Genomic DNA, 19,148 nt, shown 5'->3' on the forward strand with positions numbered 1-19,148 from the left:
TGTCATCTCTCCTTATGCCGCCTGCAGCGACAACTCTTCCACCAGATTGGCCAAGCGCTCGGCGGCATCCGGAACGCCCTGTTTCAGGGCTTGGTCGGCGGCCTTCTTAAGGCCTGCGCCATCCGCCATCAACCGTGACAAAAAGGACGCAAATTCAAGCGGCTGAAGCTCCCATTGGGGGAACACCCAGCCTGCCCCGGCGGTTGAAAAAGCCTGGGCATTTTTCAGCTGGTCATTGTCGATGGCGTGCGGCAGCGGCACCAGCACGGCGGGCCGGCCGATGACGCCCAATTCAGCAATCGATGATGCACCCGAACGGCAGACAACTAGCTGCGCATTGGCGAGGCGCTTGGGCATATCGGAAAAGAAGGAATGCAATTCCGCAGTGAGGCCCAGCTTGTCATAAGCGGCTTGTACGGATTTCACATCTTCCGTGCGGCATTGCTGCACGAGGCGCAGGCGTTTGCGCGAATCCGGCGTCATCCCCGCAGCAACCTGCGGCATGAATTCCGAGAAAAATTTCGCACCCTGGCTGCCACCGAAGACAACAAGTTGGAAGGGGCCATATTCCTTGGGCACCGTGTAAGGGCTTGCGGCTTCGGCCATCGCGATGGCACGCACCGGGTTGCCAGTATAGGTGACTTTGTCCTTGGCCGCTTCCGCAATGCCCTGCACTTCTTTGAAAGATGTGGCGATGGCGTTGACGCGCGCGGCTAGGAAGCCATTGGCCCGGCCCATGACGGCGTTCTGCTCATGCACCGCCGTTGGAATTTTCAAACTCCGCGCAGCGAGCAGCGGCGGAAAGGATGGATAGCCTCCAAAGCCAATCACCGCGACAGGCTTTAAAGCCGTCAGCGCGCGCTTGGCCGCTTGATAGCCATTGTACAGCCGCAGCATCCGCATGGGCAGGAGCCATGGCTTGGAGAATGATGGGCTTGCCGAAGGGATCACATGCACTTGCTCGGCAGGAAAATCCTTGCCGTAGCCACGCACGCGCTCATCAGTCATCAGGTGAACGTGAAAGCCACGCTTCACTAGAACTTCGGCCAGCGCCTGGGCGGGAAACAGATGGCCGCCGGTACCGCCGGCCGCCAGAACAACAATACCCCTGCTCATGCGTAAGCGACGCCTGATGCTTCGCGCGCAGCTACAGTGTGATGATCACGCCGCGCCAAAGCCAGCACGAAGCCCATGGCCAGAGCCGTGCCGAGCAGTGATGAACCGCCATAAGAGATAAACGGCAGCGTCATGCCCTTGGCCGGGAGAAGCCCGACATTCACGCCCATATTGATGCAAGCCTGGAAGGCGAACATCGACACAAGGCCGGTCATGGCCAAGGACGAGAATGCATCCTCGCCTGCCTTGGCGCGTTTCAGCACGCGCATGATGATGAAGATGAAAAGCGCCATCAGGCCCAGGCAGGCAATGAGCCCATATTCCTCGCCCACAACGGCGAAGGCAAAATCGGTATGCGCATCTGGCAGCACCATCTTGGCGGTGCCGCCGCCCGGCCCTGCCCCCATCCAGCCGCCATTGTTGAAGGCGGAGACGGCGGTTTCCGTCTGGAACGTGTCGCCACTTTCCGGGTTGAGGAAGCGGTCAATACGCGAGGCCACATGCGGCACCAGCACGTAGGAAATCGCACCGCCGAACGCGATGGCCGCACCAAGGCCAAAAACCCAAATCCAGGAAATTCCAAAGACCAGAAGCATGGCGCCGAAGGTGAGCGTGACCAAGGCGGTCTGGCCAAAATCCGGCTGCAGCACGAGTGCGCCGATGAAAAGTGCCGCCGCGCCAAAGGCAATGGCCGGGCCTGGCATATCGGGCCGCTTGGTAAATTCAGAGAGGAACCAGGCCGCCACGATCACAAAGCCGGGCTTGGCCAATTCCGAAGGCTGCAAGTTGAGTGGGCCCAGATAAATCCAGCGATGCGCGCCCTTGATTTCCGGGCCCATCTTGAGGGCCAACAGCATCAACACTATGCCCGCGCCAAAAGCAGCAATGCCAGCGCGCCGGACCATGGCGTGATCGAAGAAGGACACGACCATCAAACCAATGAACCCCAGAAACAGAAACACCATCTGGCTCTTGATGAAGTGGAATGAGTCGAGTCCGATGCGCTCTGCCACCGGCGGGCTGGCCGCCATGGAGACGAGCACGCCGATTGCCATCAGCAGCAGCACGGATGAGAGCAAGGCGCGATCAATGGTGAACCACCAGCGCGCCAGCATGCCGCGGTCACTGCGAGAAATCAGGCTCATGGAGCGTCTCCTTGAATCATGTGGATGCCGGGCAATTTCGCAACTTCGCTGACAAAAGCATCGCCGCGCACTTCGAAATTCTTGTATTGATCGAACGAGGCGCAGGCGGGCGAGAACAGCACGACAGGCGCATCGCCTTCCGCATCATGGGCCGCCTGGGCCACGGCATGGTCCAGCGTTTCGCTTATCACGAAATCGACTTTGCCTTCGAGCGTCTTGGCAAAATCGGGAGCCGCCGCGCCAATCAGATAAGCGCGTTTGATGCGCGGGAAAAAGCTTTCCAGCGGTTCGATGCCGCCCGCCTTGGCGATGCCGCCGGCGATCCAATAGATGTTCTCGAACGAGCCCAAGGCCTTTTCCGCCGCGTCGGCATTGGTGGCCTTGCTGTCATTGATGAAGGCCACGTTGCCAGCCTGGCCGATCTGCTGCATGCGGTGGGCAAGGCCGGGGAAGCTTTGCATTGCCGCTTCAATCTGCTCGCGTGACACGCCCATGGCAATCGCCGAACCGTAAGCCATGCAGGCGTTCTGCCAATTGTGATGGCCCTTGAGGGCAGGCATGGCGCGCAAGTCAATCTCGGCAAACAGTTCGCCTTGATAGCGATGATGCAACACGCCTTCTGGGGCGGAAAAGCCGTGGATGAGATCCTGCTTCACAGAAACCGGCATGGCGAAGTGATGTTGTTCCACATGCGCGGCGATGGCTGCGGAGAATTCATCATCCACGCTGATAAGCGCCAGATCATTGTCTTTCATCTGGTCAAACATGCGTGCCTTTACGGCGGCATAATTTTCGATGGTGCCGTGACGGTCCAAGTGGTCCGCCGTGATATTGGTGAGGATGCCCACATCCGGCTTCAGGCTGGGCATCAGGTCAATCTGAAACGACGACAATTCGAGCACATAGATGCGGCCGGGTGCAGGCTCGCGCAGATTGAACACTGCAAGGCCAATATTGCCGCCAACATCGACATCAAGGCCTGCGGATTTCAGCACATGGCCAGTGAGTGCGGTTGTCGTGGATTTGCCATTGGTGCCGGTGATGGCGACCAGCTTTGATCCCGCCGCATTCAGTTCGCGTGCGAAGATTTCGGTATCGCCGATGATTTCAATTCCGGCCTGCTGCGCCTTGATCACTGTCCAATGTGGAGCGGGATGGGTGAGCGGCACGCCCGGGCTGAGCACCAATGCATCCAGCGTTTTGAAATCGACATTGTGCAGATTGGTGATGCTGAGGCCTTCGGCCTTGGCCTTTTCAACGGCGGGATCACTGTCATCCCACGCGAAGACCTCAGCGTCGCCAAGATTCAAAGCGGTGGCGCAGGAAATGCCGGAACGGGCAAGCCCGAAGACGGCGACTTTTTTTCCCGAGAAGGATTTGGCTGGAAACATTTAGCGCAGCTTCAGTGTTGAGAGACCAATGAGGGCCAGAACGAGCGAAATGATCCAGAAACGGATCACGATGGTCGGTTCCTTCCAGCCTTTCTGTTCGAAATGATGATGCAGCGGCGCCATGGCGAAGACCCGCTTGCCGGTGAGTTTGAATGACGCCACCTGCACGATGACGGATACAGTTTCCAGCACGAACAGCCCGCCGATAATCACCAGCACAATTTCATGCTTCACCGCCACTGCGATGGCACCAAGCGCGCCGCCCAGCGAAAGTGAACCTGTGTCGCCCATGAAAATCATGGCGGGCGGCGCGTTGAACCACAGGAAGCCCAATCCTGCGCCAACCAATGCACCGCAGATCACTGCGAGTTCACCCGTGCCTTTCACGAAAGGCAGTACGAGGTAGCGCGAGAATTCGGCGTTGCCGACCAGATACGCGATGAAACCATAGGATGCGGCGGCAATCATCACCGGCATGATGGCAAGGCCGTCCAGGCCATCGGTGATGTTCACCGCGTTGCCAGCCGCCACAATTACAACCGTGCCGACCAGCACGAAGAGCGGGCCGAAATAAATCAGGAATTGTTTGGTGAAGGGCACGGCCAATGATTGCGACAAAGGCTGCGCGCCGATTTCCATGAAGATGAAAACGGCAAGGCCGGCAATCAGGAATTCAGCGCCAAGGCGCGCGCGGCCCGAAAAGCCATGCACGGTGGCGCGGGTGACTTTCAGATAGTCATCATAAAAACCGATGGCACCATAACCCAGCGTGACGAAGAGCACGGCCCACACATAAAGATTGGTGAGATCGGCCCAGAGCAGCGTCGATACAAAAACGCCGAACAGAATCATCAACCCGCCCATCGTCGGCGTGCCCTGCTTTTCGACGATGTGGCGTTGCGGCCCATCGGTGCGGATCGGCTGGCCCTTGCCCTGCTTCACCTTGAGCAGTGAAATGATCTTAGGACCTGCAATGAAGATCACGAACAGGGCGGTCAGGATCGCCATGCCGGTGCGCGTGGTCAGATAGCGGAACACGTTGAAAGCAGAGACTTCGCTCGTCAAATTTACCAGCAGCAAATACAGCATTGTCTCAAGTCTCTTTCATTTTCTCTGGGAAGCGCTGGCGCAAGGCAGCCACTAGCGGCCCCATTTTGCTGCCCAGCGATCCTTTGACCACCAGGCTGTCGCCCGCTTGCAGATCGGCACTCAATTTGTCAACCAGTTCCATCGAGGTGGAGGCATAGGCGGCGCGGCGCTTTTCAGGCACCGCATCCCACAGATGCTGCATCATCGGGCCAGCCGCATAGAGCTTGTCGATGCGTGCGGCTTCAAGCGCAGGGGCGAGGCCCTTGTGCAGATCGGCACTGAACGCACCGAGTTCCAGCATGTCACCCAGCACGGCGATGCGGCGGCCTTTACGCGCACCAGAGGCTACGGCCAGCAGATTGAGCGCTGCAGCCATGGATTCAGGATTGGCGTTATAGCTTTCGTCGAGCAGCAGCACATCGCCGCGCTCGATCTGCAAGAGTTCCTGGCCACCTCTGCCCTTGGCGGGCTGGGCTTGCGAAAGTGCCAGAGCAGCACGGGCCAGATCAGCGCCTGCGAGTTTGATGGATGCCAGAACGGAAAGGCTGTTGAGCGCCATGTGTTCGCCGGGCACACCGAGCTTGAAAGTAACGGGCTCTCCCATCACATCGGCGGAGATGCAAGAGCAAGTGGGGTGGAGCGCCAGTTGGGTGAGCCGCACATCAGCCTTTTCGTGGCGACCGAAACCGATGACATGAACAATGCCATTGATCTTGGCGCGGTCTTTCAGGAAATCGAAATAGGGCGAATCCCGGTTGATGACGGCAGCACCACCGGGCACCACGCCGCTGAGGATTTCAGACTTGGCTTCGGCAATGTCATCGAGTGATTTGAAATGGCCGAGATGGCTTGCAGCGATGGTGGTGATGATCGCCACATGCGGCTGCACCATGCCCACCAACGGGGTGATTTCGCCCGCATGGTTCATGCCGATTTCGAAAATACCGTAGGCCGTGTCGCGCGGCAGGCGCGCCAGTGTGAGCGGCACGCCCCAATGATTGTTGAAGGACGAGGCAGATGCGTGCGTGGCGCCAGAGGCGGCAAAGGCCACGCGCAGCATTTCCTTGGTGGAGGTTTTGCCCACGCTGCCGGTGACGGCGATGGATTTTCCCTTGTTCCAGTTACGCGCGGCACGACCCATGGCCTCAAGCCCGCGGAGAGGATCATCCTTCACAACCAGAAGCGCGCCTGCAGCTTTCATTTCGTCGGTGGCGTTGGAAACGATGGCGATGCCTGCGCCAGCACTCAAAGCTTTGGGTACAAAATCATGGCCGTCATGAGTGTCGCCCTTGATGGCGACGAAAATATCCCCCGGCGCAATGCTGCGCGAGTCAATGGAAACGCCATTCATCGAAGCAGATGTATTGCCTTCGACATGGCCACCAGTGGCGGCCACGAGTTCCTGCAAAGTCCACAGCGCGCGCTCAGCCATGATAATCTTCTCCGCGCAATGCCGCTGCCACCGCGTCATGATCGATGAAAGGCAGCACCTTGTTGCCCACCGTCTGGCCTTCTTCGTGGCCCTTGCCAGCCACGAGCAAGACATCGCCCTCCTGCAGCATTTCAACGCCGGTGCGGATCGCCTTGGCGCGATCGCCGATTTCCTGTGCGCCGGGGGCGCCCGCAAGCGCTTCCCTCCGGATGGTGGCCGGATCTTCGCTGCGCGGATTGTCATCAGTCACGATCACATGATCGGCGAGGCGCGCGCAGGCGGCGGCCATCAGCGGGCGCTTGCCCTTGTCGCGATCACCACCGCAACCGAACACGACGATGAGCCGCTTCTGGGTAGAGGGGCGCAAGGCCGAGAGCGCGGTTTCAAGCGCATCTGGCGTGTGGGCGTAATCGACAAAAATGTTGCCGCCGGTTGGCTTGATGCCGACCAGTTCAAGACGGCCCTTGGCGCCTTTCAGGCTTTCGAGCGCATGCAAAGCGAGATGTGCTTCACCGCCTGCCGCAATGACGAGTCCTGCAGCAACCAGCGCATTCGACACCTGGAAATCACCGGCCAGCGGCAGATCAAGTTGATAGGTCTGACCGCCATATTCGACCGTCAGCAATTGCGTCAGGCCGGAAGACTTTAGATCGACCAGCCGCAATTCAACGCCCTTGTTGCCGACGCGGAAGGGAACCAGGCCCGCCCGCTTGACGTGCGCAAGAACTTCTTCGCCCTGGGGTGAATCCATGTTGATCACAGCGCCTGCACCTTGTGGCAGCAGCGTGTCGAACAGGCGAAGCTTGGCAGCGAAATAATTTTCGAATGTGCCGTGATAGTCGAGATGGTCGCGGGTGAGATTGGTGAAAGCGCCCGCAGCGATGACCAATCCATCAAGGCGGTTTTGTTCCAAGCCATGACTTGAGGCTTCGATGGCGAGGTGTTTGACACCGTCATCGCGCAGCTCTGCCGCGAGGGCTGCAAGCTGGATGGGATCAGGTGTAGTGTGAGCGAGATATTTCGCACCTTCAGGTCCGACGACACCAATGGTGCCCAGGCTGGCGGCGCGGAAGCCCATGGTGGCCCAGATCTGCCGCACGAAAACCGAGACCGAGGTTTTGCCATTGGTGCCGGTGACGGCCACGATGGTCTCCGGCTGGCGGTCGTAAAAACGTGATGCCACGAGAGCCAAAAGCCGGCGCGGATTATCAACAGCGATAACCGGGTTGCTGCCGGTGTAAGAACCGCTCTGCGCAATCGCGGCCACGGCGCCGGCAGCAAAAGCCTTGTCGATGAAGGTTGCGCCATTGGCCTTGGTGCCGGGAAGGCCGGCAAACAGGAAGCCCGGCTTCACCTCGCGGCTGTCTGCCGTGAGGCCCGAAATGGCAAGATCGCCACCCTTGGGGAGTGGCGCATCGCCTTTCAGAAGCCGGCTGAGAGGAATTCCCATCGCTATCCGTTCTTCTGTTTGGCTTTCGCCTGCTTGGCGATTTTGGCCAGATCTTCAGCGGTGAATTGCGGCGTGATGCCCAGCAAGGGTGCTGCCCGCTCAATGATTTTCGACGCGGTAGGCACGGCGTTCCAGCCGGCGGTGGTGAAACCATGCGTGCCTTCAGCAGCCTGCGGCTCATCCAGCATCACCAGGATGGCATATTGCGGATTTTCCATTGGGAAGGCGCCGATGAAGCTGCACAGAACTTTGTCCTTGGAATAGCGGCCATGCACCACTTTTTCGGCGGTGCCCGTCTTGCCGCCCACGCGGTAACCCAGCACGTCGGCAAATTCGCCGGTGCCCTTGGTCACATTTTCACGGAAGAGGAAGCGCATCACATCCGACGTCTCGGATTTAATGAGACGATGCGACAAGGCCTGCGCTTCCTCTTTCGAGCGCTTCAGGAAAGTCGGAGGAACCGCCATGCCACCATTGACCAAATCTGCAATCACAGACAAGCCTTGCAGCGGCTGTACGGCAAAACCATGGCCGAAGGCGGCGGTGGCGGAAGCGAGCTTGCCCCAATTACGCGGCAGCAAGGGCTTGGCGCTTTCCGGCACTTCGGTGACGAGACGATCAAGCAGGCCTACGCGCTTCAGGAAGTCCATATGCCCATCAAGGCCCACTGCAAGCGCCATCTTGGCAGTGCCGATATTGGACGAATTGGTGAAGACTTCTTCGAGCGTCTGCACGGCATGCGGATGCAAATCGTGGATGCGGAATTTGCCGATCTGCAGCGGTGCTCCGGTTTCATATTTTGAGGCGAGCGAAGCGGTGCCCGCATCAATCGCCATCGAGAAGGTGACGGCCTTGATCACCGAGCCCAATTCATAAACACCGCTGGTCAGCATGTTCTGCTGTTCCGAGGTGAGACGCTTGTCATTGGCGTTGGGATTGTAGTCGGGCAACGAGGCCAGTGCGACGATCTCGCCGGTATGCACATTGAGGATGATGCCACCGCCGGCGCGCGCCTTGAATTTTTCAACCGCCTTGGCGACCTCGTCGGTCACCACCTGTTGCACGCTGGCATCCATGGCCAATTGCGCAGGCGCGGATGTGTGTGTGGTCGGCTCGTTCAGCGAGGCAGTATAGATCGCACCCTGATCATCGAGGAATTTTTCGATGCCGGCGATGCCCTTGGTATCCACATCGACATAGCCGACTGTGTGGGCACCCAGGCGGCCCATCGGGTAAACGCGTTTGCGCTCATCGACGAACCCGACGCCGGGAATGCCGAGATTGTAAATGGCATCGCGCAGTTCAGGACCAACCTGGCGCTTCAGCCAGACAAAGGCGCGGCCGGGCTGGGTGAGCTTGTCACGCAGGCCCTTGGAATCCAGTTCAGGGATCTGCGCAGTGAGCAGTTCCACCGCCTCATCCACATCGATAATCTTGCGGGGATCGGCAAACAGTGAAGACACCGAAATGTCGGTGGCCATCACATTGCCGTTACGGTCCACAATGTCGGGGCGCGGCTGGCGCGGCTCATGTTCAGCGAGTTCCGGGTTGGCGGGCGCTGCACGATGCAGCAGCGTGAGCTGGCCAGCTTGAATGGCGATCGCTGCGAAGAAGGCCGAGAAGCAAATGCCCAAAAGGCGGATGCGGTTCTGGCCCTTCAGCTTGCCCTTGGCCGTGGCGGAGACGAATTCGCGTTGCGTGGCACTCACTGCAGCTTCTCCAACATGGCGCCGATGGCATCAGATCCTTGCGCCTCCAGCTTCACCGGCGGTTCTTCCGGCAGGTGGTCTTTCAATTCGGCGAGTGGCACATATTGCTGCGCCTTCATATTCTGCAGATGCAGCTGCTCTTGGGCGATTTTCTGCACGCGTTCTGGCTGGGTCAGATTGGCCCATTCGGCGTTGAGCAGTTTGATCTTCTCGCGTTCCTGGGTGATCTGGCGTTCGGCCTTGGTGATGTTGCGCTCAAGGGCGCGCGTGGCATGTTCCAGCGAATAGAGGAAAAATGCCGAGACCAGTACCGTGCAAACCAGGGCTGCGTTGAACAGCTTGAACATCAGTGCCTCCCCAGGCGCGCAACGCCGAGCGCCGCGCCATCCAATTTCACCGGCGGTGCCGATGTGCGAATGCCAAAACGCAGCTTGGCCGAACGCGCACGCGGATTGGTGCGGGCCTCGGCTTCACTGGCTGCCACAGCACCGCGCTCCACCTGCGTGAAACCCGGCGCATTCTGAGCTTCTAGCAAGGGCATATGGCGCGAGGCTTGCGGGGCCTTGCCGCTGCGAAGCTGGAAAAAGCGCTTCACGATGCGGTCTTCCAGCGAATGGAAAGTGACGACCACCAGACGGCCACCCTCTTCCAGAATTTCCTCGGCGGCACCAAGGGCTTCGGCCAATTCCTCAAGCTCGGCATTCACGTGAATGCGGAGTGCCTGGAAGGTCTTGGTGGCGGGGTGTGTGCGGTCGGTGGCGCGCTGCTTGCCGGTGGCGCGCTCAACAGCGCGCACCAGATCGAACGTCGTCAATAATGGCGCTTCCGTGCGGGCCTTTACGATGGCGCGGGCAATGGCGCGTGAGCGCGGCTCGTCACCCAAAACGAAAATGATATTGGCCAAGTCTTCGGCGGCCAGCGCGTTGACATAGTCTTTGGCGGAGGGACCGTCCTTGCTCATCCGCATGTCGAGCGGGCCGTCCTTCTGGAAAGAAAACCCGCGGTCTGCCTCATCGAGCTGCATGGAGGACACGCCAATGTCGAGCACCACGCCCCGCACTTTTTCGAGGCCGAGGTCACGCGCGACGTCTTGAAGCGTGGAGAATGTGCCCTGCACCAAGCGCAAACGGCCAGCAGAACTTTCCACCAGCACCTGCCCTGCAGCGATGGCGGTTGGGTCGCGATCAATGGCGATCACTTGCGCTTGGGGAGATTCTAAAATGGCCTGCGTGTAGCCGCCGGCGCCGAAGGTGCCATCGATGAAAATCCCGCCAAGCTGCGGCGCAAGCGCCGACAGCACTTCGGGCAGCATGACAGGCACATGGCGGTCGTAAATCGGGGGCGAATTCGCAGATTTCGGGGGCATGGGTGTTACGGGTTGTTAACCACCCCAACATGCCCCGCCGTCTCTTAACAAATCGTTTCAAATGCGATTCGTTTCAGGGCTTTGCAGCCGCCTCAAAAGAGATGCCAGTTGGCCTGTAAGCCGGGTTCTGTCCAAGCCGGTTGCCCGGCTCTGGATGACCATTCATCTGGAGCCTGTGTCGCCACAGGCTTCGTGCAACCAACCCGGGTGGCCAGCCGGAAAAGCCCCGGTGACCGAAGTCACCATGCCACCCCTATTTGGTTTTGCTCCAAGTGGGGTTTGCCTGGACCGCCCCTGTTACCAGGGGCGCGGTGCGCTCTTACCGCACCTTTTCACCCTTGCCATGCAAGCATGGCGGTTTGTTTCTGTGGCACTTTCCCTGGGGTTACCCCCGCCAGGCGTTACCTGGCACTTTATTTCCGTGGAGCCCGGACTTTCCTCTCCCGCCCCGAGGGACAAGAGCGGCCATCCAGCCAACTGACTGCCTGCCGTTAGGCTGCGAAAGGCCCGGGGTCAATCTCCACTTGAAATCCCTTGGTTAAGGGCCATGTGATGCGCGGCCCAAGGAGGCCTGAAGCAGAGATGGAACATACCGAGACGATCAAAACCATGAAAAGGCTGAAATGGATGGCCCTCGTCATGGATTCGAAATTTGGTATTCCGTTCACACGGTTCCGCTTCGGCGTCGACACGCTCTCCAACGCCGTGCCCTTCGCCGGCAACGCCGTGATGACCATGGCTTCGCTTTACATGGTGTGGAAGGCCTATGAGATGGGGGCACCGCGTGGCCTTCTAGCCCGCATGGTCGGCAACGTAGCGGTTGAAGCCGGCCTCGGCGCCATTCCCGTGGTGGGCATCGTGCTTGATACGCTTTACATGGCAAATATCCGCAACGTGGAGATGTTGGCAGAATTCCTGCGCGCCCAAGGCGTGATGGTGGAATAATTAATCCCGGCCACTCGGTGGACTTGAGCGTTCAATCGACTATGCTTGCGTGCATGAGCCTTAGAACTGCCCTGCTTGCCGCGGTCATCATGGCGCAAGCAACTCCGTTGCTGGCCCAGGAACGCGAGTGGAGTCTCAACACCACAGATACCCAGACTTTTCTGGTGTTCGGTGTACCCGACACTGACGATGTGGGTTTGAGCTTCTGGTGCGAGCCTGGCAAGCCCGGCATGTCAGCCTTCCTGCCAGAGCCCAATTTGAAGCTGAAGCGCGGCCAGAAACTGCCGATGAAAATCCTCACAAATGGCAAAACCACCACTCTCCCCGCCAGTGCAGACAAGGACGATGCCAGCGGGCTTTTCACTGTGGAAGGCAAGTTCACCCAGAAATCATCTTTGGTCCAGGATCTGCGCAAGGGCGATGCCGTGACGGTGACTGTGCTGACCCACAGTTCGACCTATCCACTGACGGATGCCGATTTCGACGGTTTCATCGAAAGCTGCAACGGGATTGCGCAGCCGGATAATTAAAGGGCGCGCAGCAACTTGTGCAGCGTGGTCACCGTAGAAGCATCGGCGATACCGTCCACTCTCTCGCGGCGGAAGTGGCGCTGGAAGGCTTCGACCACGATCCGCGTGCGCTGATCAAAGCTGCCATTCACTTCGAGACCATAGCCATAAAGTTTCAGCATGGCCTGCAGCGCCATCACCGGATCGCCGCTGTCTCCCATCTGAAGGAAACTGCCGCCGCTGAGCGGCTCTGGTGCAACGTAATGGCCGACGCCTTGTTCGTGCAGAAAGCCCCAATCGAATTTTTCGCCCGGATCAATCTTGCGACCCGGCGCTATATCAGAATGCGCAAGCACGTTGCGCGGCTTAATGGCGTTGCGCTGGATGATGTCTTTCGACAATGCCGCCACCGCCTGCATCTGCGGCAACGGGAAATCCTCATAGCCAAGGGAATGGCCGGTGTTCTGGATTTCGATGCCGATCGAGAGCGAGTTGATGTCCTCATCGCCATGCCACAGCGAAACGCCTGCATGCCAGGCGCGCGCCGCCTCGTCGACCATCTGCACAATCGCACCCTGCTCATCGACCAGATAGTGGCAGGACACTTCGCTCTGCGCGTTGCACAGCCAGTCGCAGGCTTTCTGCGCGCTGCTCATGCCGGTGTAATGCAGAACCAGGACCGAGATGGGCTTGCCCACACGCCGCTCATTGATATTGGGCGAAAGCTGCACGCGGTGCGGCAGGCCGGTGCCGATCACGGCGTATGCATCCGCTCAATCTCGGCATAGGCGCTGTTGATGCGAGCCAGCCTGTCGGTGGCCAGCTTGACCATTTCTTCGGGAACGCCGGCTGCGATCTGCTTGTCGGGATGCAGCTCCTTCACCAGCTGCTTGTAGTGGCGTTTCACTTCGGCCAGCTTGGTCTCCGGCTCCACGCCCAGCACTTCGAAAGGATCGTCCTTGATCGCCACATGGCGGGCGCGGATGCGCAGCCACTCAGCCCCAGTGAAGCCGAAAATCCCCGCCACTTCTTCGAGATAGGCAATCTCTGCCGGGTGGACCACCTTGTCGGCCTTGGCGATGTGGAACAGCCCGTCGAGCACCGTTTCCAGCACATGCGATTTGGGGCCGAAAAGTTTAGCCACTTGCGCGGCATAGGTTTCAAACCCGGCAATGTCCTGCTTTGCGGTATTGAACACGCGGGTCACAGCGGCGGAATCTTTTTCAGGCACATGGAATACCTGGAAAAAGGCGCGCTCTTCAGAATCTGTCACCACGCCATCGGCTTTGGCCATCTTGGCACCAAGCGCAATCATGCCGATGGTGAAGGCAACAGACTTCTCCGGCGGCTTTGCGCCACCGGTCACGCCTTCAAGCGAGCCTGAAAGGCTGTCGCCAAGGGATTGGACAAATTCAGTAATGCGGGACCAGACCGTCATTGTATCAGTCTAGCGGATTCGGAAACAAGGGGAAGGGTTCAGGCTTTCTTGCGGAAATAATACAGCCAGTGGTAGACGGGCACGTCGATATCGAGACCCTGCGCCAGGCGCTGTTCCACATGCCAGGCGCGGCCGGCGGTCCAAATCGTGGCCATGGCAATCGGGACGACCGACAAGGCCAGAAGCACCAGAATGACTATATCCGGCAAACCGATCATTTTCGAAAAGGCCCAGACCGAGGCCACAACGGCAGCACCAATCAGGCAAAAGGTGACCAGCGTAGCGCCCGCAGCGGCGATGAAACAGCCAAGCGGGCTGAAGGCTTGCTTGCCGGATTTCGGCGTGCGTTCGGGCGTAATGACTTCCTGGCTCATGCAGGCACATATGCCGCTTCGGCCCTGATTAATCAAGGCCGGCGGCATATCTGTTCAGAGCCTACCAGTGGTGCATGTGGCGCCAGTGCCGATGGCCGCCCCACCCGCCGCCGCCAAAACCGAAGCCGAAACTGATCACCGGATTGGGTTGGTAATACGGATAGGGCTGGGCATAATATGGATAATACCCCGGCGAATAAGCATAAGGCACATAATGGTGCCGCCAGTGATGGTGTTTGACATAATGATGCCGTTTGTGAGCATCAGCTGGCGCGGAAGCCGTGCCTGCCAAAAGCACCACGGCGCCAACAGCGATCAGAAGCTTCTTCATGGAATGTCCTTTCATCAGGGATGATTGATGATAGAACCGCAGGTTCATGGCAAAGTTTCGCCAGTACACGTGAAATTTTCGTAAGGCGGCTTGTCGCTGGTCCAGATCAGTTGCGCAGCAAATCGTTGCGGTTGGAGTTGCCCAGGTATTGATACGGCAGGTCATCATCAGAACCATTTGTCGCGAACGAATTTTCCGCATCGCGCGGCCATTTAGGCAGATAAGCCGGATAGTAGCCGTCATAGAAAGCATAGCCGGAATAGGCGCCAAATTTCGGGACGCTGTAGCTGTAGACTGGATATGGCGAATGGTTGCGCAATCCAGAGTGATGAACATGCTTCTTCTTGTGAACATGGTGGTGTCGCGGGGATTGGCATCCCCCGGCCAAGGCATCACCCGCACCAAGCAGCAATCCTGCCAAGCTCAGGGCCAAAACCAAAACTTTCATGTCACCGCGCGTCTTCCATTGCGTCATGTATCAACAACCTTTTGGCAGGGGGCAAGTTCCATCGTCCCCTGCTTCTCTCCAACCTCAACTACGGGCAATCGCAGTTGCAGGGCGGATAGGGATAATACATGGGCGGTGGAGGCGGCGGTGGCAAGTAGGCGTAAATCGGGGGCGGCATAGGCGGCGCATAGTAATAAATCGGAGGTGGCAAATAACGCCGGGTGCGCCGGTGCACGATGATGATCTCGCGGCGCTGTTCATACCTGAAGCCGCCGCCAAAACCGCCGCTGAAATGGCCCCCGCCGCGATGGTTGCCGCCCCCACCGCCATTCTTGGCGGCGGCTTCAGCCGCTGTGGAGCACAACAGGGCCCCTATCAGGGCCATACCCAAAACACTCAGCTTCATCACACACTCCCACAAAAGGATGTTGCCGCATCTCTTATGGTTAAGCGACCTTAACCATGCGCCCGCGCGGTGACAAGGGTGTGAAGGTCAGTCCGGAGTGCTGCCAGTGCCGAGGCCCAGCATGCGGCAAATGGCATAAACAAGATCAGAACGGTTCAGCGTGTAGAAATGGAAATCCTCCACCCCCTCGCGCTGTAGAGCCTGCACCTGCTCGGCGGCCACCATGGCAGCAACCAGGTTCCGGGTTTCCGGCTCCTGGTCGAGGCCGGAGAAGCGCTTGGTCATTTCGGGTGGAATATGCGCGCCGCATTTGGCCGCAAATTCCTGGGCGCGGGCAAAATTGGTGATCGGCAGAATGCCGGGCAACAGTTTGATATTGATGCCGCGCGCCGCGATACGGTCGCGCAGCCGCAGGAAAAACGCGTTGTGAAAGAAGAACTGGCTGATCGCCTGGGTGGCGCCATGGTCTGCCTTGTCGGCAAGGAAGGCCAAGTCCTCCTCAATGGAAACTGACTCAGGATGCTTCTCGGGATAGGCCGAGACCGTCACTTCAAAGTCACCGATCTTGCGGATCCCGCGCACCAGATCTGCGGCGTTGCGGTAGCCATCGGGATGCGGCTGGAAGCGCGTGCCCACGCCCTGGGCTGGATCACCGCGCAGAGCCACGATGTGGCGGACGCCGGCTTCGTGAAAGGCGCGGACGACTTCGTTCACTTCAGCCTTCGATGCACTCACGCAGGTCAAATGCGCGGCAGGCTTGAGGCTGGTTTCCTCCACGATGCGGCGCACCGTGCCCAGCGTACGGTCACGGGTGGTGCCCCCTGCCCCATAGGTCACCGAGACAAAACGCGGTGCCACGCTTTCGAGTTTGCGCAGTGCCTTCCACAGGCCCACTTCAGCGTCATCATTTTTCGGTGGGAAGAATTCGAAAGAGACAGAAAGCTTGCTCATTGCTGCCTGGCCTTGCTGAGAGCAGCGGGCTGAACTTTCGTCGCGGGTGCCGATGCAAGCCAAAGGGACACAGTGAGTCCGGTTCCGGATTTCAGCCATGGCGGCGGCAAGACGCGGTGTTCACTCAAAGTAAGGCCGGCGCGCGCGAGATAAGATGACATCTGCTCAGCAGAAATCCCCAAACGGCGATGGGCATGGGCGGCGCGCAAGTCTTCCAGTTCATGGGGTGCGAAATCCACCACGATCATTTTTCCCCCCGGTTTCAGTATGCGGCGAGCTTCCATCAGGGCCCGCTGCGGATCGTCCAGAAAGTGCAGCACCTGGTGAATGGAAATCAGGTCGGCGGTGCTGTCGGCAAACGGCAGAGCGTAAATATCGCCCTGTCTGACCTGAGCATTCTTGAGTGACGTTGCTTCCAGCTTGGCGCGCGCGATGGCCAGCATGTCGCGGCTCTGATCGATGCCCCACAGATGCGTGGCCTTGCCATTCAGCAGTTCAAGAATACGGCCGGTGCCGGTGCCCAGATCCACCACGGTGTCAAAATGTGCGTCACCCAACATGGCTAGGAACGCGGCTTCCACCTCCTCCTCATGCACATGCAGCGAGCGCAGCTCCTGCCAGCTTTCGGCATTGGCGGCGAAATAGGCGGCAGCGGCATCCTGGCGCTGGCCTCTGATCTGTTCGAGGCGCGCGAGATCGCCTTTCAGTTGATCATCATGGCCGGGCAACATTTCAACCAGCGCCCGCGAGAGCGCGCCACCCATGCCCTGCTCGCGCTGGCGGAAGAGAACCCAGTTTCCTTCCTTGTGGCGGGTGATCAGGCCAGCCTCAGCCATCAGCTTCAGATGGCGCGACACACGCGGCTGGCTTTGGCCCAGCACCTGGGTCAGCTCCGTCACATTCATCTCGCCATGCGAGAGGGCAAAAAGAATGCGAAGCCGGGTGATTTCGGCTACTGCTCTCAAACCAGCCAGTAATTCATCCATGTTGCAGCACCAAAACTATATAAACATATCTTTATATAGCTTGCCGGAACTTCGATTTCCAGCTAAAAAGCGTCGTAAATGGAAAAAGCTTGCGGGCTGCCCGAATATTTTGCCAAAACATCTTCACATTGCCACAGTCAGCCGCCAATTTGACCCGTAATTCAAGGATCATAACTATGCGTCTTTCACGTCGCCGCCTTTTGATTGCTACCGTCGCCTTGCCCTTCATGGGGGTGGCCACATTGCCTGCGCTCGCTGACGGCGGCGCGGACGATTACGTGCATGGCCTGGGGACGCAAGTGCTCAAGATGGTCAAAGGCGGCAAACGCGGCGACAAGGGCTTGCAGAGCCGCTTCGGCAATCTTCTCAACCAGTATGTCAATCTTGGCCAACTTGGCTCGATGGCGCTGGGCCGCAACCGGGCCAGCATGCCGTCGGGCGACAAAGGCATGTTCTCCAGCCTGCTTTCGAATTACGCCGCAGCCCTGTTCGTCTGGTATGTGGATGACTTCCAGGGCAGCGACCTGAAGGTGACCAAGATGGGCCAGCAGGGTGCCTTCACCACGGTAGATACAGTGATCGTCGGCAGCAATGAGCCGTTGAGCTGGCGCGTGACCGGTGGCCCGGGTTCCTGGCGCGTGGCCGACGTCAAGGTCAAAGGCGTGTGGCTGTCGATTGCCATGAAAAAGATGTTCGACGACACGCTCAATGCTTCGCATGGCGATTTCCAGCCGCTCTATGCAAAACTGCGTGAAGCGGACACCTGGTAATTAACCTTGCATTAACCCCGTTGGCCTGAGATTTGGGGGAGAGAGCTCGAATCATGATTTCACGCCGATTCTTCCTGGCCTTGATGCCTGCCGTTTTTGCCGTGCCCGCGATGGCTGCGGATCATCCGTCTGTGGTTTTCATGAACCGCATGGGCGATGAACTACTGCACGCCCATCGGCAGGGCACCACTTCGGCGTTTATGCGCGTAATTCAACGGTATGCTGATATCAATTCGATCGCTGATGAATCGATCGGTACCTACAAAGTAGGTGACGGTGACATGGCCCGCTACAAGCGCGGCGTTGCCACTTTCATTTCGCGTTATTTCGCCGACCAGAGCCGCAGCTATCAGGTTGCCAAATTCGAAGTGGGCGAAGCCACTGTCGACAAGGACAAGAATGTCCTGGTTGATTCCAAAGTGTTCCTGATGTCTGGCCAGACTTACAGTGTGACCTGGAAACTGAATTGGGTTGGCGGTTCGTACAAGGTGGCCGATGCCCGCTTCCTGGGTTTCTCGATGACCTCGATGGAACGCAATCTATTCAGTTCCTTCCTGGCCAAGCATGATGGTGATGTGAAGGCCTTGATCGTCGCCCTCAACCGGCAATGACCTTGAAGCCCGCAAGGCTGTTTGCGGGTGCAGGCCTTACTCTTCTCGCTGCCTGTTCCACCGGGCCCCGTTCCGCGCAATTTACACTTGAAGGCGTGCAAGCGCCGAAAAGCACTTGCGCAGTTGATCCGCAAAGTTTCGCCCAAGCCACTCCTCTGCCCGACATTGAAGAAGGCAATGGCTGCCGCGTCAGCCCGGCCTATAAAATCAGTGCCGTGAATGACGTGCAGTTTTCACCCAGTGCGGTGGTCAATTGCGATCTGGCTGACAGTGTGAGCGGCTGGATCACCCGCAATGTTCAGCCGGCAGCACAGGCCGCTTACGGCCAGAAGGTTGTTTCGGCCGAGATCGCATCTTCTTATGCGTGCCGCGCGCGTGATAATATTCGCGGAGCAAAACTTTCCGAACACGGTTTTGGAAACGCCATCGACTTCGGTGGTTTCACACTTGCCGATGGCCGTGAGGTTTCTGTAGTGCGCGATTATTATGGCAAGCTGGATGACCAACAGTTCCTTCACCGCATCCGGCAGGAAGCTTGTGGCCCCTTCCACACCGTGCTGGGGCCAGGTTCAGACCGCTTCCACAAGGATCATATCCACCTCGACCTTCAGCATGACCGCCGTGGCGGCGGACCTTACTGCCATTGAGAGTGCTGTGAGCTGATCAGCCATCGCAACTCAA

At 58.7% G+C, this 19,148-nt stretch carries 22 protein-coding genes and 1 other RNA gene; 5 read left to right on the forward strand and 18 right to left on the reverse strand.

Going from position 1 to position 19,148, the window contains the following annotated elements; all coding sequences use genetic code 11:
* Positions 1-12: 12 nt before the first annotated feature.
* From murG to rnpB, 10 genes are all read right to left on the reverse strand, one after another.
* Positions 13-1,116, reverse strand: coding sequence for an undecaprenyldiphospho-muramoylpentapeptide beta-N-acetylglucosaminyltransferase (gene murG / locus F8B91_RS06425; RefSeq protein ID WP_196502852.1), 1,104 nt, complete (start codon positions 1,114-1,116; stop codon positions 13-15).
* Entirely contained in the window at positions 1,113-2,255 is a 1,143-nt protein-coding gene (locus F8B91_RS06430) for a peptidoglycan glycosyltransferase FtsW (protein ID WP_196503913.1), read from the reverse strand. Before F8B91_RS06430 ends, murG begins: the two co-directional genes overlap by 4 nt.
* A 2-nt stretch (positions 2,256-2,257) precedes the next feature.
* Positions 2,258-3,652, reverse strand: coding sequence for a UDP-N-acetylmuramoyl-L-alanine--D-glutamate ligase (gene murD / locus F8B91_RS06435; RefSeq protein ID WP_196502853.1), 1,395 nt, complete (start codon positions 3,650-3,652; stop codon positions 2,258-2,260).
* A complete protein-coding gene (mraY, locus tag F8B91_RS06440) occupies positions 3,653-4,741 on the reverse strand; it encodes a phospho-N-acetylmuramoyl-pentapeptide-transferase (protein ID WP_196502854.1) in 1,089 nt (362 codons plus the stop codon).
* A gap of 4 nt (positions 4,742-4,745) precedes the next feature.
* Positions 4,746-6,173 carry a UDP-N-acetylmuramoylalanyl-D-glutamyl-2,6-diaminopimelate--D-alanyl-D-alanine ligase gene (locus tag F8B91_RS06445; protein ID WP_196502855.1) on the reverse strand — a complete coding sequence of 476 codons (1,428 nt, stop codon included), beginning with the start codon at positions 6,171-6,173 and terminating at the stop codon, positions 4,746-4,748.
* The gene (locus tag F8B91_RS06450) at positions 6,166-7,623 is read right to left on the reverse strand and encodes a UDP-N-acetylmuramoyl-L-alanyl-D-glutamate--2,6-diaminopimelate ligase (protein WP_196502856.1); all 1,458 of its coding nucleotides are present in this window, start codon (positions 7,621-7,623) and stop codon (positions 6,166-6,168) included. The genes F8B91_RS06445 and F8B91_RS06450 overlap by 8 nt, the downstream gene beginning before the upstream one ends.
* A gap of 2 nt (positions 7,624-7,625) precedes the next feature.
* Positions 7,626-9,332, reverse strand: a complete 1,707-nt coding sequence (locus F8B91_RS06455; RefSeq protein ID WP_196502857.1) for a penicillin-binding transpeptidase domain-containing protein — start codon at positions 9,330-9,332, stop codon at positions 7,626-7,628.
* Positions 9,329-9,679, reverse strand: coding sequence for a cell division protein FtsL (ftsL, locus tag F8B91_RS06460; RefSeq protein ID WP_196502858.1), 351 nt, complete (start codon positions 9,677-9,679; stop codon positions 9,329-9,331). The genes F8B91_RS06455 and ftsL overlap by 4 nt, the downstream gene beginning before the upstream one ends.
* Positions 9,679-10,698: a 16S rRNA (cytosine(1402)-N(4))-methyltransferase RsmH gene (gene rsmH, locus F8B91_RS06465; RefSeq protein WP_196502859.1), complete on the reverse strand. Its 1,020-nt coding sequence runs from the start codon at positions 10,696-10,698 to the stop codon at positions 9,679-9,681. Before rsmH ends, ftsL begins: the two co-directional genes overlap by 1 nt.
* Before the next feature lie 100 nt (positions 10,699-10,798).
* Positions 10,799-11,179: RNase P RNA component class A (rnpB, locus tag F8B91_RS06470), an RNA gene on the reverse strand.
* A gap of 101 nt (positions 11,180-11,280) precedes the next feature.
* Between rnpB and F8B91_RS06475 the strand changes: the two genes are divergently transcribed.
* Together F8B91_RS06475 and F8B91_RS06480 are read left to right on the forward strand one after the other, a co-directional pair.
* Positions 11,281-11,643, forward strand: coding sequence for a DUF4112 domain-containing protein (locus tag F8B91_RS06475; protein WP_196502860.1), 363 nt, complete (start codon positions 11,281-11,283; stop codon positions 11,641-11,643).
* 89 nt (positions 11,644-11,732) lie between these two features.
* Entirely contained in the window at positions 11,733-12,173 is a 441-nt protein-coding gene (locus F8B91_RS06480; RefSeq protein WP_196502861.1) for a hypothetical protein, read from the forward strand.
* On the opposite strand, the gene F8B91_RS06485 is transcribed toward F8B91_RS06480, so the two are convergent.
* From F8B91_RS06485 to F8B91_RS06520, 8 genes are all read right to left on the reverse strand, one after another.
* Positions 12,170-12,910: an N-acetylmuramoyl-L-alanine amidase gene (locus F8B91_RS06485; RefSeq protein WP_348641720.1), complete on the reverse strand. Its 741-nt coding sequence runs from the start codon at positions 12,908-12,910 to the stop codon at positions 12,170-12,172. The two genes, F8B91_RS06480 and F8B91_RS06485, sit on opposite strands and share 4 nt — an antisense overlap.
* Positions 12,907-13,590 (reverse strand): J domain-containing protein, encoded by a 684-nt coding sequence (locus F8B91_RS06490; RefSeq protein WP_196502862.1) that lies wholly within the window; start codon positions 13,588-13,590, stop codon positions 12,907-12,909. Before F8B91_RS06490 ends, F8B91_RS06485 begins: the two co-directional genes overlap by 4 nt.
* Before the next feature lie 38 nt (positions 13,591-13,628).
* Complete coding sequence (locus F8B91_RS06495; RefSeq protein WP_196502863.1) at positions 13,629-13,964, reverse strand: hypothetical protein; 336 nt, start codon at positions 13,962-13,964, stop codon at positions 13,629-13,631.
* A 61-nt stretch (positions 13,965-14,025) separates the two neighbouring features.
* On the reverse strand, positions 14,026-14,343 hold the full coding sequence (locus F8B91_RS06500; RefSeq protein ID WP_246714982.1) for a hypothetical protein: 318 nt from the start codon (positions 14,341-14,343) through the stop codon (positions 14,026-14,028).
* A gap of 58 nt (positions 14,344-14,401) precedes the next feature.
* Positions 14,402-14,770: a hypothetical protein gene (locus tag F8B91_RS06505; protein ID WP_196502864.1), complete on the reverse strand. Its 369-nt coding sequence runs from the start codon at positions 14,768-14,770 to the stop codon at positions 14,402-14,404.
* A 61-nt stretch (positions 14,771-14,831) separates the two neighbouring features.
* Positions 14,832-15,149, reverse strand: a complete 318-nt coding sequence (locus tag F8B91_RS06510) for a hypothetical protein (RefSeq protein ID WP_196502865.1) — start codon at positions 15,147-15,149, stop codon at positions 14,832-14,834.
* A gap of 87 nt (positions 15,150-15,236) precedes the next feature.
* Positions 15,237-16,100, reverse strand: coding sequence for a methylenetetrahydrofolate reductase [NAD(P)H] (metF, locus tag F8B91_RS06515; protein WP_196502866.1), 864 nt, complete (start codon positions 16,098-16,100; stop codon positions 15,237-15,239).
* On the reverse strand, positions 16,097-17,086 hold the full coding sequence (locus F8B91_RS06520) for an ArsR/SmtB family transcription factor (RefSeq protein ID WP_196502867.1): 990 nt from the start codon (positions 17,084-17,086) through the stop codon (positions 16,097-16,099). Before F8B91_RS06520 ends, metF begins: the two co-directional genes overlap by 4 nt.
* 176 nt (positions 17,087-17,262) lie before the next feature.
* On the opposite strand from F8B91_RS06520, the gene F8B91_RS06525 reads away from it, so the two are divergent.
* The 3 genes from F8B91_RS06525 to F8B91_RS06535 are packed head-to-tail and all read left to right on the forward strand — an operon-like array spanning position 17,263 to position 19,114.
* Positions 17,263-17,856 (forward strand): ABC transporter substrate-binding protein, encoded by a 594-nt coding sequence (locus F8B91_RS06525; protein WP_196502868.1) that lies wholly within the window; start codon positions 17,263-17,265, stop codon positions 17,854-17,856.
* A 53-nt stretch (positions 17,857-17,909) separates the two neighbouring features.
* Complete coding sequence (locus F8B91_RS06530) at positions 17,910-18,467, forward strand: ABC transporter substrate-binding protein (RefSeq protein ID WP_196502869.1); 558 nt, start codon at positions 17,910-17,912, stop codon at positions 18,465-18,467.
* Positions 18,464-19,114 (forward strand): extensin-like domain-containing protein, encoded by a 651-nt coding sequence (locus F8B91_RS06535; protein WP_196502870.1) that lies wholly within the window; start codon positions 18,464-18,466, stop codon positions 19,112-19,114. The genes F8B91_RS06530 and F8B91_RS06535 overlap by 4 nt, the downstream gene beginning before the upstream one ends.
* Positions 19,115-19,148: the final 34 nt, after the last annotated feature.

Origin of the sequence: Aestuariivirga litoralis (assembly GCF_015714715.1) — a bacterium.
Lineage (GTDB): Bacteria > Pseudomonadota > Alphaproteobacteria > Rhizobiales > Aestuariivirgaceae > Aestuariivirga > Aestuariivirga litoralis_A.

What these genes read in the sequence shown, in the direction of transcription:
- murG (WP_196502852.1), bottom strand. Translation starts at nt 1,116, where the DNA reads ATGAGCAGGGGTATTGTTGTTCTGGCGGCCGGCGGTACCGGCGGCCAT.
- murD (WP_196502853.1), bottom strand. Translation starts at nt 3,652, where the DNA reads ATGTTTCCAGCCAAATCCTTCTCGGGAAAAAAAGTCGCCGTCTTCGGG.
- mraY (WP_196502854.1), bottom strand. Translation starts at nt 4,741, where the DNA reads ATGCTGTATTTGCTGCTGGTAAATTTGACGAGCGAAGTCTCTGCTTTC.
- F8B91_RS06445 (WP_196502855.1), bottom strand. Translation starts at nt 6,173, where the DNA reads ATGGCTGAGCGCGCGCTGTGGACTTTGCAGGAACTCGTGGCCGCCACT.
- F8B91_RS06450 (WP_196502856.1), bottom strand. Translation starts at nt 7,623, where the DNA reads ATGGGAATTCCTCTCAGCCGGCTTCTGAAAGGCGATGCGCCACTCCCC.
- ftsL (WP_196502858.1), bottom strand. Translation starts at nt 9,679, where the DNA reads ATGTTCAAGCTGTTCAACGCAGCCCTGGTTTGCACGGTACTGGTCTCG.
- rsmH (WP_196502859.1), bottom strand. Translation starts at nt 10,698, where the DNA reads ATGCCCCCGAAATCTGCGAATTCGCCCCCGATTTACGACCGCCATGTG.
- F8B91_RS06475 (WP_196502860.1), top strand. Translation starts at nt 11,281, where the DNA reads ATGGAACATACCGAGACGATCAAAACCATGAAAAGGCTGAAATGGATG.
- F8B91_RS06480 (WP_196502861.1), top strand. Translation starts at nt 11,733, where the DNA reads ATGGCGCAAGCAACTCCGTTGCTGGCCCAGGAACGCGAGTGGAGTCTC.
- F8B91_RS06490 (WP_196502862.1), bottom strand. Translation starts at nt 13,590, where the DNA reads ATGACGGTCTGGTCCCGCATTACTGAATTTGTCCAATCCCTTGGCGAC.
- F8B91_RS06495 (WP_196502863.1), bottom strand. Translation starts at nt 13,964, where the DNA reads ATGAGCCAGGAAGTCATTACGCCCGAACGCACGCCGAAATCCGGCAAG.
- F8B91_RS06500 (WP_246714982.1), bottom strand. Translation starts at nt 14,343, where the DNA reads ATGAACCTGCGGTTCTATCATCAATCATCCCTGATGAAAGGACATTCC.
- F8B91_RS06505 (WP_196502864.1), bottom strand. Translation starts at nt 14,770, where the DNA reads ATGACGCAATGGAAGACGCGCGGTGACATGAAAGTTTTGGTTTTGGCC.
- F8B91_RS06510 (WP_196502865.1), bottom strand. Translation starts at nt 15,149, where the DNA reads ATGAAGCTGAGTGTTTTGGGTATGGCCCTGATAGGGGCCCTGTTGTGC.
- metF (WP_196502866.1), bottom strand. Translation starts at nt 16,100, where the DNA reads ATGAGCAAGCTTTCTGTCTCTTTCGAATTCTTCCCACCGAAAAATGAT.
- F8B91_RS06520 (WP_196502867.1), bottom strand. Translation starts at nt 17,086, where the DNA reads ATGGATGAATTACTGGCTGGTTTGAGAGCAGTAGCCGAAATCACCCGG.
- F8B91_RS06525 (WP_196502868.1), top strand. Translation starts at nt 17,263, where the DNA reads ATGCGTCTTTCACGTCGCCGCCTTTTGATTGCTACCGTCGCCTTGCCC.
- F8B91_RS06530 (WP_196502869.1), top strand. Translation starts at nt 17,910, where the DNA reads ATGATTTCACGCCGATTCTTCCTGGCCTTGATGCCTGCCGTTTTTGCC.
- F8B91_RS06535 (WP_196502870.1), top strand. Translation starts at nt 18,464, where the DNA reads ATGACCTTGAAGCCCGCAAGGCTGTTTGCGGGTGCAGGCCTTACTCTT.